Origin of the sequence: Caulobacter sp. DWR2-3-1b2 (genome assembly GCF_049896345.1) — a bacterium.
Lineage (GTDB): Bacteria > Pseudomonadota > Alphaproteobacteria > Caulobacterales > Caulobacteraceae > Caulobacter.
The window spans coordinates 545154-560741 of sequence record NZ_JAFCUC010000001.1; the positions used below are offsets into that span (position 1 = coordinate 545154).

Annotated in this window: 15 protein-coding genes; 7 read left to right on the forward strand and 8 right to left on the reverse strand. The window is 66.8% G+C overall.

Features of this window, described 5'->3' with window-relative positions:
• The first annotated feature begins 33 nt into the window (after positions 1–33).
• Positions 34–1341, forward strand: coding sequence for a UDP-glucose dehydrogenase family protein (locus ACP694_RS02625; RefSeq protein WP_426010174.1), 1308 nt, complete (start codon positions 34–36; stop codon positions 1339–1341).
• 3 nt (positions 1342–1344) lie between these two features.
• Positions 1345–2316: an NAD-dependent epimerase/dehydratase family protein gene (locus ACP694_RS02630; RefSeq protein WP_426010175.1), complete on the forward strand. Its 972-nt coding sequence runs from the start codon at positions 1345–1347 to the stop codon at positions 2314–2316.
• Here the strand turns inward: ACP694_RS02630 and ACP694_RS02635 are convergent.
• The 4 genes from ACP694_RS02635 to ACP694_RS02650 form a co-directional block, all read right to left on the reverse strand.
• Entirely contained in the window at positions 2304–3233 is a 930-nt protein-coding gene (locus ACP694_RS02635) for a DMT family transporter (RefSeq protein ID WP_426010177.1), read from the reverse strand. The two genes, ACP694_RS02630 and ACP694_RS02635, sit on opposite strands and share 13 nt — an antisense overlap.
• Positions 3230–4120 carry an SDR family NAD(P)-dependent oxidoreductase gene (locus ACP694_RS02640; protein WP_426010178.1) on the reverse strand — a complete coding sequence of 297 codons (891 nt, stop codon included), beginning with the start codon at positions 4118–4120 and terminating at the stop codon, positions 3230–3232. The genes ACP694_RS02635 and ACP694_RS02640 overlap by 4 nt, the downstream gene beginning before the upstream one ends.
• Before the next feature lie 108 nt (positions 4121–4228).
• A complete protein-coding gene (locus ACP694_RS02645) occupies positions 4229–4426 on the reverse strand; it encodes a hypothetical protein (protein ID WP_426010180.1) in 198 nt (65 codons plus the stop codon).
• A complete protein-coding gene (locus tag ACP694_RS02650) occupies positions 4423–5340 on the reverse strand; it encodes a WecB/TagA/CpsF family glycosyltransferase (RefSeq protein WP_426010182.1) in 918 nt (305 codons plus the stop codon). The genes ACP694_RS02645 and ACP694_RS02650 overlap by 4 nt, the downstream gene beginning before the upstream one ends.
• A 470-nt stretch (positions 5341–5810) precedes the next feature.
• Between ACP694_RS02650 and ACP694_RS02655 the strand changes: the two genes are divergently transcribed.
• Both ACP694_RS02655 and ACP694_RS02660 read left to right on the forward strand, forming a co-directional pair.
• Entirely contained in the window at positions 5811–6176 is a 366-nt protein-coding gene (locus ACP694_RS02655) for a hypothetical protein (protein ID WP_426010184.1), read from the forward strand.
• The gene (locus ACP694_RS02660; protein WP_426010186.1) at positions 6146–7243 is read left to right on the forward strand and encodes a hypothetical protein; all 1098 of its coding nucleotides are present in this window, start codon (positions 6146–6148) and stop codon (positions 7241–7243) included. The genes ACP694_RS02655 and ACP694_RS02660 overlap by 31 nt, the downstream gene beginning before the upstream one ends.
• Positions 7244–8015: 772 nt before the next feature.
• On the opposite strand, the gene ACP694_RS02665 is transcribed toward ACP694_RS02660, so the two are convergent.
• The gene (locus tag ACP694_RS02665) at positions 8016–9014 is read right to left on the reverse strand and encodes an NADPH:quinone oxidoreductase family protein (RefSeq protein WP_426010188.1); all 999 of its coding nucleotides are present in this window, start codon (positions 9012–9014) and stop codon (positions 8016–8018) included.
• 69 nt (positions 9015–9083) lie between these two features.
• Between ACP694_RS02665 and ACP694_RS02670 the strand changes: the two genes are divergently transcribed.
• On the forward strand, positions 9084–9959 hold the full coding sequence (locus ACP694_RS02670; protein WP_426010189.1) for an isoaspartyl peptidase/L-asparaginase family protein: 876 nt from the start codon (positions 9084–9086) through the stop codon (positions 9957–9959).
• A gap of 93 nt (positions 9960–10052) precedes the next feature.
• On the forward strand, positions 10053–11690 hold the full coding sequence (gene pgm, locus ACP694_RS02675; RefSeq protein WP_426010191.1) for a phosphoglucomutase (alpha-D-glucose-1,6-bisphosphate-dependent): 1638 nt from the start codon (positions 10053–10055) through the stop codon (positions 11688–11690).
• Positions 11691–11813: 123 nt separating this feature from the next.
• Here the strand turns inward: pgm and ACP694_RS02680 are convergent, their stop codons facing one another.
• Complete coding sequence (locus ACP694_RS02680) at positions 11814–12233, reverse strand: SWIM zinc finger family protein (protein WP_426010193.1); 420 nt, start codon at positions 12231–12233, stop codon at positions 11814–11816.
• Positions 12230–12631, reverse strand: a complete 402-nt coding sequence (locus tag ACP694_RS02685; protein WP_426010195.1) for a metallopeptidase family protein — start codon at positions 12629–12631, stop codon at positions 12230–12232. Before ACP694_RS02685 ends, ACP694_RS02680 begins: the two co-directional genes overlap by 4 nt.
• Positions 12632–12771: 140 nt before the next feature.
• Between ACP694_RS02685 and ACP694_RS02690 the strand changes: the two genes are divergently transcribed.
• Positions 12772–15084, forward strand: coding sequence for an ATP-binding protein (locus ACP694_RS02690; protein ID WP_426010197.1), 2313 nt, complete (start codon positions 12772–12774; stop codon positions 15082–15084).
• 153 nt (positions 15085–15237) lie between these two features.
• Here ACP694_RS02690 and ACP694_RS02695 read toward each other — a convergent pair whose 3' ends face one another.
• Entirely contained in the window at positions 15238–15558 is a 321-nt protein-coding gene (locus tag ACP694_RS02695; protein WP_426010199.1) for a 2Fe-2S iron-sulfur cluster-binding protein, read from the reverse strand.
• Between the last annotated feature and the right edge of the window lie 30 nt (positions 15559–15588).

The window sequence follows — 15588 nt, forward strand, 5'->3', positions numbered from 1 at the left end:
GGCTCCGCCGCGAGGCGGCGAGGAAAAGCAACGATGCGCGTAGCGATGATAGGCACTGGCTATGTCGGCTTAGTGTCCGGGGCGTGTTTCGCCGACTTCGGGCATGTCGTGACCTGCATCGACAAGGACCCAGGCAAGATCGAGCGGCTGGAACGCGGCGAGATCCCGATCTTCGAGCCTGGCTTGGAAGACCTGGTCGCCCGCAACGTGCGCGAGGGCCGGTTGTTCTTCACCCTGGACGGCGCCCGAGCGATCCGCGAGGCGGACGCGGTGTTTATCGCCGTGGGCACCCCGACCCGTCGCGGCGATGGCCGTGCCGACCTGTCCTATGTTCACGCCGCCGCCGAGGAGATCGCCGGCCTGATCGATCATTTCACCGTGGTCGTCACAAAATCGACCGTACCGGTCGGCACCGGCGACGAGGTCGAAGCGATCATCCGCAAGACCAATCCCAACGTCCAGTTCGCCGTGGTCTCCAACCCTGAATTTTTGCGCGAAGGCGCGGCGATCGAGGACTTCAAGCGCCCTGATCGGGTCGTGGTCGGATCCGACGATGAACGCGCCCAAGCGGTAATGCGTGAACTATACCGCCCCCTGTCGCTGAACGAGACACCGATCGTCTTCACCACTCGACGAACCAGCGAGCTAATCAAGTACGCGGCCAACGCCTTCCTCGCGATGAAGATCACCTTTATCAACGAGATGGCTGACCTATGCGAAAAGGTTGGGGCCGACGTGCAACAGGTGGCCAAGGGCATTGGTCTGGACAAGAGGATCGGCGGCAAATTCCTCAATGCAGGTCCAGGCTACGGCGGCTCATGTTTTCCAAAGGACACCGTCGCCCTCGTACGCACCGCGAAGGATTATGGCGCGCCCGTACGTTTGATCGAGACAACGGTGGCGGTCAATGAAGCGCGCAAGAAGGCCATGGCCATCAAGGTCGCCAAGGCCATGGGCATCGAGAACCTAACCGGCAAGACTGTCGGCGTGCTGGGGCTCACCTTCAAACCGAATACTGATGACATGCGCGACGCACCCAGCCTGGATATCCTGCCCTCTCTGCAGGCCATGGGCGCCGCCGTCCAAGCCTATGACCCCGAAGGGCGCGACGAGGCCGAGCGCCTGCTGCCGGGAGTGACTTTCAAGACCAGCGCCTACGACGCGGCCGACGGCGCCGACGTGCTGCTGATCATCACCGAATGGGATCAGTTTCGCGCCCTGGACCTGGACCGTCTCAAGCTGCTGATGCACACCCCGGTCGTGGTTGATCTACGCAACATCTACAAGCCTGCGGAGATGGTTCGCCACGGCTTCACCTACGCCAGCATCGGACGTGGCTGACCCATGGATGCGGTGATCGTCACGGGGGCGGCGGGATTCATCGGCATGCATCTTGCCGAACGGTTGCTTGATCGCGGCGAGACGGTCATCGGGATCGATGACTTCAACGATTATTACGACCGTGCTCTCAAGGCGACGCGCGCCGCACGTCTGGAAGCCCACCCTGGCTTCACCATGGCGCGGATGGACATCGCCGACGCACCAGCGTTCGATACCCTGGTCCGTCAGAGCGGCGCCCAGCGGATCGTCCATCTGGCGGCTCAGGCGGGCGTCCGCTATTCGATTGACCAACCCTTCGCCTACGAACGCTCCAACCTCGCCGGCCACCTGTCGGTCCTGGAGGCGGCCCGCCACAACGGCGTCGCTCACCTGGTCTATGCCTCATCGAGCTCGGTTTATGGCGATCGACCCATCGACGGCGCGGGCTTCAAGGAGACCGACCCGGTCGATGCTCCGGTATCGCTTTACGCGGCCACCAAGCGCGCCGACGAGCTGATGAGCATCAGCTACGCCAAGCTCTACGGCTTTCCGATGTCGGGCCTGCGGTTCTTCACCGTTTACGGACCGTGGGGTCGGCCGGACATGGCCTATTTCAGCTTCACCCAGAAGATCCTCGCCGGCCAACCGATCGAGGTCTATGGCGATGGCAAGATGGCCCGCGACTTCACCTATATCGACGATATCGTCGATGGGATTGTCGGCGTGCTTGACCATCCCCCGGCCCAGGGCGGCCACGAGATCTACAATATTGGCGACAACGATCCCGTCGGCCTGATGGAGATGATCACCACTCTGGAAAAAGCGCTGGGCCAAGAGGCGGTCAAGGTCATGCGGCCCATGCAGCCGGGCGACGTCACCGCCACCTTTGCCGACATCTCCAAGCTCAGCGCGCTTACCGGCTACAAGCCCAAGGTCAAGCTGATGGAGGGTCTGAACCGCTTCGCCGCTTGGTACCGAGGTTTCTACCCGGGCTGATCCTCAATCACCGCCCGCTTCGAAAGACGGTGTTCGCGCACGCTGATGTAGAGCGTCGAGGCGACCACGATCGCGGCCCCGTTCAGCACGGCGGGGCTGGGCCTTTCGTGGAACAGGAAGAAGCCGGCGGCCACGGCGAACACCAGGCGGGTATAGTCGATCGGCGCCATCACCGCCGCCTCGCCCGCCTCCATGCCCTTGATGTAGCAGCCCTGGGTCAGGGTGCCGATCACCCCCATCAGGGCCAGCAGTCCAAGGTCGGGCCAGGTCGGCCAGCGCCAGACGAACAGGGCCGGCGGTATCGAGAACACCAAGCCTAGACCCGCCGCGTAGACCAGCAGGGTGAAGGGCGAGTGATCGCGGGTCATCACCTTCATGCCCGTGATGGTCAGGGCGAACAGCGCGGCCGAGATCAAGGCGGCCATCTGCGGCCAGCCCAGCCAATGACTGCCGTCGCTGCTGGGCCGCAGCATGATCAAGACCCCAACGAAACCGACCAGGGCCGCGCCAATCCGCACCGGGCCCGTCGGCTCGCGCAGGACCAGCGCCGCCAGCGGCACCAGCCATAGGGTTCGGGTGAAGGACAGGGCGTTGGCGTCGGCCAACGGCAGTTCCTGATAGGCGTAGAAGGCCAGGATCATCGCCAGCACGCCGGCGCTGGAGCGGAAGATCAGGATTCCCGGCCGGGTGGTCCGCAAGGCGCCGCGCCAGTCTCTGGCCACCAGCGGCAGCAGGATGATGACCCCAGCAAGCTGGCGGTAGAAGGTCTGCAAGGCGGCCGGATAGCCGGGGCCAAGATATTTGATCAGCGTGGTCATGCCGGTGAACAGCACGGCAGAGCCTAGCATCCACAACGCCCCGCGCAGGTTGGGGGTCAGACGCGCGCTCCAGCCCCGTCCTGCGGAGACCAGGCTCATGAACCGCCTTGCGAGGCGACCAAGGCGGCCCGCATCTGTTCGGCCTGTTCGGGGGTGATGCCCATGGCCGACAGCAGCGGCGAAGGCGCGCTATGATCCCAACTGCTGCGGCCGCCGATGGTGATGCCGCCATCGACCACGATGTGCGTGCCGGTGACGAACTCGGAATCGTCGCTGGCCAGATAGAGCGCGGCGCGGGCGATGTCCTCGGGCAAACCTGCCTTGGGGATTGGCTGGATCTTCGGACCGACCTGGGCGATCTGGGCGGCCATCTGGTCGGCGACCTCGCGTGGCAATCCCATCGAGGCGCCGAAGATCGAGGTGGCGATCAGGCCAGGGCAGATGGCGTTGACGCGGATCTTCTGCGGCGACAGCTCCGCGGCCGCGCAGCGGCTCATGTGGATCACCGCAGCCTTGGCGGTGGAATAGGCCAGCGGGCCGAACCCCGCCTGCAGGCCGGCGATCGAGGCCGTGTTGATCACGCTGCCGCCGCCGCGCGCCAGCATGAGCGGCAAGGCGTGCTTCATGCCCATGACAGGACCCCGGACCAGCAGGGCGAAGACCGCGTCCCAGCCCTCGGCCGTCATATCGGCCACGCCATTGGGCGCGCCGCCGTGACCGGCATTGTTGAACAGGATGTCCAGGCCGCCGAAGGCGTCGTTCGCCACCGCCACGGTCGCGGCGATCTGGGCTTCGTCGGTGACATCACAGCGTGAGAAACGGACCTTGTCCGGAAAGCGCCGCTCAAGCATCGCGCCCTTTTCGACCTGCAGGTCGGCGGCCACGACGCAGGCGCCTTGAGCCACGAACAACTCGACCGTTCCCAGTCCAATGCCCGAGCATCCGCCGGTGATCACCGCGACCTTGCCGTCCAGACGTCCCGTCATGCGCCGCTCCCTCGCGAGGCGGGCGGTCTCTGGGGTCGGACCGCTACGCCATGGCGTGGCTATCCTGGCGCGATGGCGCGCCGATGGCCAGGGCTAAGTGAACGCCGTTCAGGCTTGTTGGCGAACGGGAGAGCCCTGGAGCCGGTTGACCACCAAGCTACCCAGTAGCCACACCGCGCAGGGCAGCAAGACAACGACCCAGGCCAGCACCAGGCCAGCCAGACCGAAGATCGCCGCGACGCGTTGCGCGATGCGGGGTCGCTCGGCCGCTTCGGCCGCCGACGGCGAATAGATGTTCAGGCTCATCGTCCCCCCAGACCATCAGAGCGCGCCAGATCCGACGCCCGCGCGTATTCCACGCAAGCGGCATCCGTAGCCTGGGGGGAAGAGGCTTGTTTTACAAGCGCTTTCCGTAAGTCCTGAAGCGCCGGCCCGAACAGGTGCCACGGCTCCACGCAGTATCGGGTGAACAAGCGCTGTGGATCGACCATCAGCCGGAACAGCCACTCCATGCCCACCTGACCCAGCCAACGGGGCGAAGGACGCTGGACGCCGGCCTCATAGTCGAAGGCGCCGCCGATCGTGAAGGTGACGCACGGAGCCAGCTTCGCCTGATTCTCCAGCACCCAAAGCTCCTGGCGCGGCATTCCCATGCCGACCAGGAGGATGTCGGGTTGGTAGGCGTTGATCGCATCGATCACGGACTCATTCTCGACCGAGCCTGGCGTCACATCGAAATAGCCGTGATGACTTTTGATCTGAGCCCCTGGCCAGTCGGCCCGGATACGGGCGGTGGCCTTGTCGCCCACGCCGGGCGCGCCGCCCACAAAGAACACTTTCCAGTTCTCGGCGACTGCCCGCCCCCAGAAGGCGTCGCGCCAATCCAGGTAGGTGCAGCGATGGAAACGCCGGCTGGCCCGGCCGACGATTCGCGCCCAGAAGATCAGCGGCACCGAGTCGACCTCGATCAGGTCGGAAGTTTGGTAGAATTCGGCGATCTTCTCGTTGTCGCGGATCAGATAGAGGCTGTGCAGGTTGTGGTTGGCGACCACAGCGTGTTCGCGCGCTGCGATCTTGCCCGCCACGAAGTGAAACACCTCCTCGGGCCGGACAAGGTCCATCGACCCGCCCAGCACCTGCACCCGCTCTTCGGGCCGACGGCTCTGGCGGAAGTTTCGACGCACCTCCGGCTGGAAGGCGTCGCGCGCGGGCAGAAACATCAACGCGACCTCCGACTACTCAAAGGTTCGTTTTAGGTGATCAGCCTGATCAGTTCGATAACAAGGATACTTACCGTATTTTAACCGTAATTATGACGATCCGGGCAATAGCGTTGGCTTTACTATCTGGTATAAATATCATTTACCACAATGCCTTTTATGCATGACTGTATTGTTGATAATCGTCCGGTACTTATGAATTTGATTTCGATGTCTAAGATAACCGAAACCATTTACCGCGCTCTAGAAGCGTTGAAACGCGGCATAGGCGCTCAACGGACGCGCAAAGGCGTCGCCCACAGGCTGTGCGCGACATTTCGAGCTTTAAATCTCTCGACTTCGGATTGTAACGTACGATAGCGGCGCTGGTTTATTTCGCAGACCTCAAATTACCGTTTTGTTTTCCTATCGGACCCAAGCTTAGTCAGCGTTAGGGTCTTCTGGAGCATGGTTCGTGCGTGAGTTCAGGCATGAGCACGGCCTTTCGTCCAGTCGTCGTCGCGATCGGCCATAGCCGGCCCGACGCTCTGGCGCGCCTGCTCGCGTCGCTGGGGGCCGGCGCCTACCCGCCGGAAACACCGCTGGTCATTAGCCTGGATCACTGCGACCAGGACGACACCGCCGCTGTCACCGATGCCTTCACCTGGGCCCACGGGCCCAAGCGGGTGATTCGACACGCCGCTCGTCTGGGGCTTCGCGAGCACATCCTGCGGTGCGGCGACCTGGCCGTCGAATACGGCGGGCCATCCTGTTCGAGGACGACCTTCTCGCGGCGCTTGGCGGCTACGACTATGTGCTTCAGGCCATGGCGTTCTATGCCAAGGATCCGCGGATAGGCGGGATTTCGCTCTACAACTATCGGCTCAACGAATTCAATAACCTGGATTTCCGGCCGGTGGCCGACGGCGCCGACGTCTATTTCCTGCAGGTCGCCTCGTCCTGGGGACAGGCGTGGACAGCGGACCAATGGAACGCCTTCCGCCGGTGGTGCGTCGAGGACAAGGATCGCCCGTTTTCCGCCGCGGGCGGCTTGCCCAGGCAACTCCAGGCCTGGAAGCCCACCTCCTGGAAGAAGTATTACATCAAGTATTTGGTCGAGACGGGGCGCTATTTCGTCTACCCTCGCGCCTCCCTATCGACCAACACGGCACGTTCAGGCGCCCATACCAAACGGGTGGTCAGCATCTATCAAACCCCGCTGGACCTGGCGCGAGCCCGCCAATGGCGGCTGGCCCGGCTCGATGCGTCGCTGGCGGTCTATGACGTATTCTATGAGCCCACGCCCGAAGCGCTGGCTCGCTTGCGTCCCGAGCTCGCGAGCCTGGATTTCGACGTTGATTTGATGGGCACGAAGCCGGCCAACGCCCTGAGCAAGCCTCTTCCGCTCTCCTCACGGCCCTGCCGCCTGCCGACGCGCCAATACGGGATACGTGGGGGCTCGACGTCCGCCGATGACATCGCCGACGGGGCTGCTGGACGGCTGTTCAGCTTCTGCCCGGCCACGGCGTTCGGCGCGATGACGCCGCTGCGTCGTCTGAAGCTGATCCGCGCGGTCCACGGCGGTTTCGGCCTGGGGAAATTGGCTTTCCAAATCCTCAAACCGCTGCAGACCGAACTTTTCATCGCCCAAGCGCGGCGGCGCGCGGCGCCCACGCCGGCCCTGCCGATGCGGAGCTGCACGCATGCGCCTGACCTTGCACCTCCATGCCGACTCCAGCAGGGCGACCGACACGCTGGTGTCCGACCTCGCGGGGCTGGAAATCGAAAATCTGAAGCTGGACCTGGCCATCGCCGCCGAGCCCCGAACCTTCCAGGCGGTGGCCCGGGGGTTGGACTGGCGGGCGGGCGAGGTGCGCGCCTTGCCCAACACCGAGGCCCGATCCTTCGCGCCGTCGCGTCTTGACGAGGTCGCCGGCGACGACGCGCCCGCAATTATCGTGGGGGCGGGCGTCAGGCTGGCCCCGCACCTGTCGCGCTACGCCGCGGCGGTGTCCGCCCGCGACCTCGGCGTGGACGCCGCGCCGCTGTTCGCCCTGCCGCGCCTGCGTCCGGGAAGCCCGCCATTCACCCCGCTGGAGGACGGCGGCGACGGTGTTTTCGCGGCCATCGATCCAGGCGCGGGTCTGGTGGTGACCCCCAGCCAGGCGGCGGCGCTGCTGAATCCGGGGCCCGAGACCAGCGGCTGCTTCCTGTTTCCTCGAACCGGGCTGGCGTCGGGTGGCCGTTCGCCGTTCGAGCCCACAATTGAGCACAACGCCAGGGACTGGCGCTTCCGAACGCACGGCGAAAGCCTGGCCGTCTACGACCAGCATCTGGAGATCACGCCTGAAGCGCTGAGACGCGCTGTTCCCGCCTTGGCCGACCTGGATTTCGCCGTCGATCTGACCGGCGACGGCCCCACGCCCACCGCCCCCTATCTGCTGTCGGCCCGCCCCTGCCGCGCCCCAATCCGGACCTTTGGCCTGGACCTGACGCCCCTCGCCGCCAATATCGTTTTCGCGACGCCGGGCGGGGTCTTCAGCCTGGGTCCAACCGAAGCGTTCGAACCGATGACCGCCGCCCGGCGGCGGGCGCTTCGGCATTACCTCAGCCGGTCATTCGACCTGCGCGGATATGTGGTCAGCTGGTCCGGCCAAACGCCGCCACCCGGCGTTCCTAAGCCGCGCGCACACGCCTCAATCGTTGACGACCACGACCTTGCCCATAGCCTTGCGGCTGGCCAGGTGAGCGATGGCGTCGCCGGCCTTGGCCAATGGGAAGCGCTCGGAAACATAGGGTTTGATCTTGCCCTCGGCATAGAGGCCCATCAGGTCCTTGACGTTCTGGGCGTGTAGCTTGGGTTCACGGGCCACCGAGGCGCCCCAGAACACCCCGACGATGTCGCAGGACTTCAGCAGGGTCAGGTTCAGCGGAATCTTGGGGATGCCCGACGGGAAGCCGACCACCAGGAAGCGGCCGTTCCAGCCCGAGGCGCGGATGGTGGCTTCGGAATAGTCGCCGCCGACCGCGTCATAGGCCACGTCCCAGCCGGCGGGCCCGCAGGCGTCCTTGATCAGGTTGGCCAAGGCCTTTTGACCGTCCTTGTCGAACGGGCCGCGCGGATAGACCACGCCGCTGTCGGCGCCGTGCGCGATGGCCAGATCGACTTTTTCTTGGCTGGAGCAGGCGGCGATCACCTTGGCGCCGGCCGCCTTGGCCAACTCGACGGCCGCCAGGCCCACGCCGCCGGCCGCGCCGAGCACCAGCAGGGTCTCGCCGGCCTTCAGCTGGCCGCGATCCTTGAGGGCGTAATAGGAAGTGCCGTAGGTGAGGATGAAGGCGGCGGCCTCGTCAAACGGCATGGTGTCGGGAATCGGCGTGCAGCGCACGGCGTCGACCAGCAGTTTCTCGGCCATGCCGCCGTGGCCGCTGGAGGCCAGCACCCGCTGGCCGACCGTCAGGCCGGTGACGCCCTCGCCAAGCTGTTCGACCACCCCGGCCACTTCGCCGCCGGGCGCGAACGGCCGCTGCGGCTTGAACTGGTACTTGTCCTCGATGATCAACACGTCGGGATAGTTGACGCCGCAGGCCTTGACCGTCAGCACCACTTGGCCCGGACCGGCGACGGGGTCGGGAAGCTCTTCAAGCACCAGGGTCTCGGGTCCGCCGACCGCCTTGCTGAGCACCGCCTTCATCTCGCCTCTCCCGTCTTTCTTCTTTAAGAGCGCGGACGCTAGCGCACGGTCGCCGGCCAAGGAAGCAGAATGTCAAACAAGCGTTTTAGTCTCGCCCTGCACGGCGGAGCGGGCTCCGCACCGGGTCATGACTACGGCGTCGAGGTCGCCCACATGCGCGGCCTGGTCGAAGCCGCGCGCGACCGACTGGCCGCCGGGGCCAACGCCCTGGACGTCGCGGTAGAGACGGTCGTCGCCCTGGAAGCCAGCGGCCTTTACATCGCAGGCAGGGGCGCCTCGCCCAATGCCTCAGGAATCTACGAGCTAGACGCCTGCCTGATGGACGGCGCCAGCGGCCGGGCAGGCTCGGTCGCCGCGCTTCAGGGCTTCGAGAGCCCGATCCTGGCGGCGCGGGCGGTGATGGAGCGGACGCCGCACGTCATGCTGGCGGGCGAAGGCGCGGCCGCCTTCGCCAGGACCCAAGGCCTGAAGACAATCACGGATCCCGCGACCTGGTTCACGCATGCTGGGGCCTTTGAGTCTAACCATCCGCCGGACTTGCCCACCGGCACCGTCGGCTGCGTGGTGTGCGATGGCGAGGGCCGGCTTGCGGCCGCCACCTCGACGGCCGGCGTGTTCGGCAAGCTTCCGGGCCGGGTCGGCGATTCGCCCATCATCGGGGCCGGGGCCTGGGCTGACGGCCAAGCAGCGGTGTCCTGCACCGGCCAGGGGGAGTATTTCATCCGCACCGCCGTGGCCGTGCAGGTCGCCCACCGCATGCGCTTCGGCGGCGAGAGCCTGGCCAGCGCGACGGCGGCCGCCATCCAGGGCGTGGCCGGCCTGGGCGGCGACGGCGGACTGATCGCCGTGGACCGCGAAGGCCATGTCGCCATGCCCTTCGCCTCGGATGGTCTGAAGCGCGCGGCCCTGTTCCCCGACGGTACGATCATGGCCGAAGCCTTCTGAGCCCTGCCCTCTTCGCGACAGAGAACCCGCCTCCAGCGCCCAAACGACGCTCTGCCGATTGAAGGCGTCATCCTCGTTGGCTAGGTTGCCGCCATGCATAGCCACGCAGGGCAGCGCGCCCGACCCGAAGACCTCGTCGATCTGGACGCCCTGACCCGCGCCTATTTCGAGACCCATCCCGACGCCTCGAACCCGGGTCAGCGTGTGGCCTTCGGGACCTCCGGCCATCGAGGATCCAGCCTCGACGCGGCGTTCAACGAGGATCACATCCTCGCCATCACCCAGGCCATTGTCGAATACCGCGCCGACCAGGGCGTGACCGGCCCGATCTTCGTCGGCCGCGACACCCACGCCCTGTCCGAGCCCGCCTGGCGCTCGACCCTGGAGGTCCTGATCGCCAACGGCGTCGAGACCTTGATCGATTCGCGGGACGGCTTTACCCCGACCCCAGGGGTCTCGCACGCGATCCTGAAGTTCAATCGCGTGGCGCCCGGCGCCGCCGACGGCATCCTGATCACCCCGTCGCACAACCCGCCCCGCGATGGCGGCATCAAGTACAATCCGCCCTCGGGCGGACCCGCCGGGGGCGAGGCCACCTCGGCGATCGCCGCGCGGGCCAACCAACTGATCGAGGGCGGCCTGAAGGACGTCAAGCGCGTGCCGTTCGAGCGAGCGGTCGTCGCCGCCGGCCGCTACGACTTCCTGGCGAAATATATCGACGACCTGCCCAGCGTGCTGGACCTGGACGTTATCCGCTCCGCCGGCGTGAGGATCGGGGCCGACCCGCTGGGCGGCGCCAGCGTCGCCTATTGGGGCGAGATCGCCGACCGCCACCGGCTGAACCTGACCGTCGTCAATGACGCCGTCGATCCGCGTTGGGCCTTCATGCCGCTCGACAATGACGGCAAGATCCGCATGGATTGCTCGTCGCCGGCCGCCATGGCCAACCTGATCCGGGCGATGCAGGGCGGGGCTCAGTACGACGTCGCCACCGGCAACGACGCCGACGCCGACCGCCACGGCATCGTCACGCCCGACGGCGGGCTGATGAACCCCAATCATTATCTGGCCGTGGCCATCTCCTACCTGTTCAGCCATCGCGAGGGCTGGGGTCCGGACGTAGCCGTCGGCAAAACCCTGGTCTCGTCCTCGATGATCGACCGTGTGGTGGCCGGCATGGGTCGCCGCCTGCTGGAAGTGCCGGTCGGATTCAAGCATTTCGTGCCGGGCCTGCTGGACGGCAGCGTCGGGTTTGGCGGCGAGGAGTCGGCCGGGGCCTCGTTCCTGCGCAAGGACGGCACGGTGTGGACCACCGACAAGGACGGTCTGCTGCTGGCCCTGCTGGCGGCCGAGATCCAAGGCCGCACGGGCAAGAGCGCCAGCCAGCTCTATACCGGCCTGACCAAGCAATATGGCGCGCCGGCCTATGCCCGGATCGACGCCCCGGCCAACCGGGCGGAGAAGGCGCGGCTGGCCGCCCTCAGCCCGTCCGACGTATCCGCCAAGACCCTGGCCGGCGAGGCCATCATCGACATCCTCACCACCGCCCCCGGCAATGGCGAGGCGATCGGCGGTCTGAAGGTGGTGACCAAAAACGCCTGGTTCGCCGCCCGGCCGTCGGGGACCGAGGACGTCTACAAGATCTATGCGGAGTCGTTCCTGGGGGCTGATCATCTGAGGTCGGTGCAGGCCGAAGCGCGGGACGTGGTGGCCGGGGCGTTGAAAGATTAGCGCCGGTCCCGTTCCATTCTAGAATGCTCGACGCGCCCCAAGGGCGACCGGCCTTGAAGAATTGGCGGCGGCGGCTCGACGACATGTTCGACAAGTTTGTCTAGGTCCGCCTAAGGTCACCCCCTACCCCTCCAGCCTCGCCAAGACCCCCGGATCCGCCTTCGCCAGCTCCACGATCCGCTCGATCAGCGCCTCGCGGCTCTCCAGAGCCAGCCCGTCGCGCAGCCGCGCCATGCGCTCGCGGACATAGCCCAGGCCGGTGTCGTCCAGCAGATTGGTCGCCACCACCACGGCCGCCTGGTGCTTGCAGGCCCCGAACTTGTCGAAGCCGGGACAGGTGCAGGCCCCCTCGCCGTTCGGCGCGCGCAGGGTGATAACATAGAGGTCGCCCCCCTTCACATGGGCGGTGACGGCGTCGTCCTCGATGGCCACCAGATCGACCGCGCCGGCCTCAGCCAGCTGGGCGCCGCTTTCGAACCAGCGCTCATCCATGCGCTCGCGCCAGGCCCCAATGTCGAAGAGGGGCCTGTTGAACAGGCTCATGCCTCGTCCTCGATGCGGTGGATGTCGTCGTCCGACAGGCCGAAGTGATGGCCGATCTCGTGGACCAGCACATGGGCGATCAGCTCGCCGAGCGAGGCATCGCCGCGTTCGCACCACTCGGCCAGGATCGCCTGGCGGTAGAGGAACACCATCGACGGCTCCGGCGACGGACCCAGCACCGAGCGATGGGCGAGATCGACGCCTTGGTAGAGGCCGGTCAGCTCGAACGGGTCCTCGATGCCCAGGTCGTCCAGCACCTCATCGCTGGCGAAATCGTCAATGCGAAACACCAGGTCGCCGGTCTGGCGGCGGAAGTCGGCGGGCAGATCGTCGAAGGCCTGCCGCGCCAGGGCGGCGAAATCGTCGAGCGAGGGGGCGAGGCGGTCGGTCCAGGTCATGGTTCGTACATAGGCCGATTGGCCCGCAGCGCCAGCCTCTCGGCGCCGCCGCGACAGCACAGCTCATCGCCCTCTGGTCACGCGCGGCCTAATCTGTGACTCTGATTCGAAATTCCCCTTAGAGGCGACCGACAAGCCTGATGACCTCGCCTGATCTGATCCTGGCCGCGACGGCCGGCGCGGTCTGCCTGGCGCTTTGCGCCACGCTCTGGGCGATGTCCCAGCAGCGGCGGTTCGAAAGCCAACTGGCCTCTATGCGGGCCCGCCTGGCCGACCTGGAAAGCGGGACCTTGGTCGGCGAAGCCTCGGCCGAAGTCTTCGACACCGTGTTGATCGCGATCGACGGCGGCGCCGCGCGGCTGGTCTCGGGCCAGGACGCCCTGGCCGCCTGCGCCAGGATCCTCGACGTCGCGCCCAATGCCTCGGCCGTGGTCGAGGCCCTGGTCGCCGCCGATCCCGACCACGCCCACAAGCTGGCCGCCCTGTTCCAACGCGGCGAGGCCTGCGCCTTCGAGGCGCACCGCGCCGACGGCGGCGTGGTTGTGGAAGGCCGCGTGGCGGGGGCGGTGGCCTGGCTGCGCCTGGCCGCAGCCGCCGTCGACGAGTCGGGCCTGCCCGGCGCCGGGCGTTTCGCCGCCTTCATGGACGGCATGGTCGAGCCGGCCTGGATTTCCGACGCCGACGGCGCGCCGGTCTGGGGCAATGCGGCCTATTTGCGGGTGGTCGGCGCGGTCTCGGCCGCCGAGGCGGCGCGCGAGGGCCAGACCGTCGACCGCGCCGCCGACGCCCTCGCCGTCGAGGCCGCCAAGGCCGGCGAGCTGCGCGAGGCCGTGCGTTGGGTGCCGATCGACGGCCGTCGCCGGGCCCTGCGCTTCTCGGCCCAGCCGCTGGACGGCGGCGGGGTGGGGGTGTTCAGCAGCGACGTCACCGAGGTCGAGGACATGCGCGACGCCCTGCGCAAGCATGTGGCGGCCCATGACGAGACCCTGAACCACATCGCCGACGCGGTGGCGATCTTCAGCCAGACCCGCCGCCTGGCGTTCCATAACACCGCCTTCGCTGCGCTGTGGGGCCTGGAGCCGGCCTGGCTGGCCGAGCGACCCACCCACGGCGAGGTGCTGGACCGCCTGCGCCAGCGTCGCCGCCTGCCCGAAACCGTCGATTACGCCAAATGGAAGGGCGCCGAGCTGGCGCGCTACGAGGATCTGGGACCGCAGGCCGACGAGATGTGGGACCTGCCCGATGGCCGCACCCTGCGCGTGGTGCGCCAGCCCCACCCGCTGGGCGGCATGCTGCTGCTCTATTCCGACATCACCGGCGAGCTGCGGCTGAAGGCCCAGTACAACGCCCTGATCCAGGTGCAGCAGGCCACGCTGGACAAGCTGAACGACGCCGTGGCGGTGTTCGGCTCGGACGGCCGGCTGCGGCTGCACAACGAGGCCTTCGAGACCTTCTGGAACGTGTCGGCCATGGCGCTCGAGGCGGCGGTCGATTTCGAGGGCGTGGTCGAGCTATGCGTGCCGCGCCTGCACGACCTGTCCTTCTGGCGCGAGCTGAAGGGCCGGGTGGCCGATCCCGATCCGCAGATGCGCGCGCCCACCTCCGGCGAAACCCGCACCTCGGACAACCGCATCGTGCTCTATCAGAGCCGGCCTCTGCCCGACGGCGCGACCCTGATCGCCTTCGCCGACGTCACCGACACCCGTCAGCTGGAAAGCGCCCTGGCCGATCGGTCCCAGGCCCTGACCGAGGCCGAACGGCTGAAGCGCGACTTCGTGGGCAATGTCTCCTACGAGCTGCGCACGCCGCTCACCACGATCATCGGCTATTCGGAGCTGCTGGAGCGGGCCGACGGCCTGTCGGAACGCAGTCGCGGCCACGTGGCCTCGGTGCGCTCGGCCGCCACCCAACTGGCCCGCTCGATCGACGACGTGCTCGACATGGCCCAGATCGACGCCGGCGAGATGGCGCTGGAGATCGAGGACATCCGGGTGGCCGGCCTGATGAGCGACGCCCAGGAGCGCTCGCTGAAGATCGCTCAGATCGGCGGCGTGACCCTGGCGGTCGAATGCGACAAGGACGTCGGCCTGATCCGAGGCGATCTCAAGCGCCTGTCGCAGATCCTCGACCACCTGGTCGAGAACGCTCTGCGCCAGACGCCGCCGGATGGGGTGGTCACCCTATCGGCGCGGCGGGCGCTTGGAGAAGTGCGGCTGGACGTCAGGGACACCGGCCGCGGCGTGCCGTTCCATGTGCAGGCCCACATCTTCGACCGCTTCGTCGGCCGCGATAGGGGCGGCCCGGGTCTGGGCCTGGCGCTGGTCAAGGCTCTGGTCGAGCTGCATGGCGGCTGGGTGGCGCTGGAGAGCGAGCCCGGCGCGGGCTCGACGTTTACGTGCCACCTTCCAGAGACGCAGCAGCCGGGTGCGGCGCAACCGGAGTTCGGGTTTTAGGTTTTAAGTCCTCCCCCTATGGGGGAGGTGTCGGCAAGCCGACGGAGGGGGGAGAGATACGACCTCAGCCGCACGCAGGATCGATCGACCCTAAAACTCCCCCCACCGATCGCTACGCGATCGCCTCCCCCACAGGGGGAGGACTTGCCGAGCCTAGTGCTGGCTTTCCGGCAGCCGCACCACCAGCCCATCCAGCGCGTCGCTCACCTTGATCTGGCACGACAGCCGGCTGTTCGGCCCGACGTTTTCGGCGAAGTCGAGCATCGACTCCTCCATGGCCGACTTGTCGCCGGTCTTGGACAGCCAGGCTTCGTCGACATAGACGTGGCACGTGGCGCAGGCGCAGGCCCCGCCGCAGTCGGCGTCGATGCCAGGCACGTTGTTCTTCACCGCGCCTTCCATGACCGTCAGGCCCGGCTTGACGTCGATGCCGTGTTCCGTGCCGTCGTGCTCGATATAGGTGATCTTGGCCATGGGTCCCCTGGGGCGCTTTTTTTTGAACGG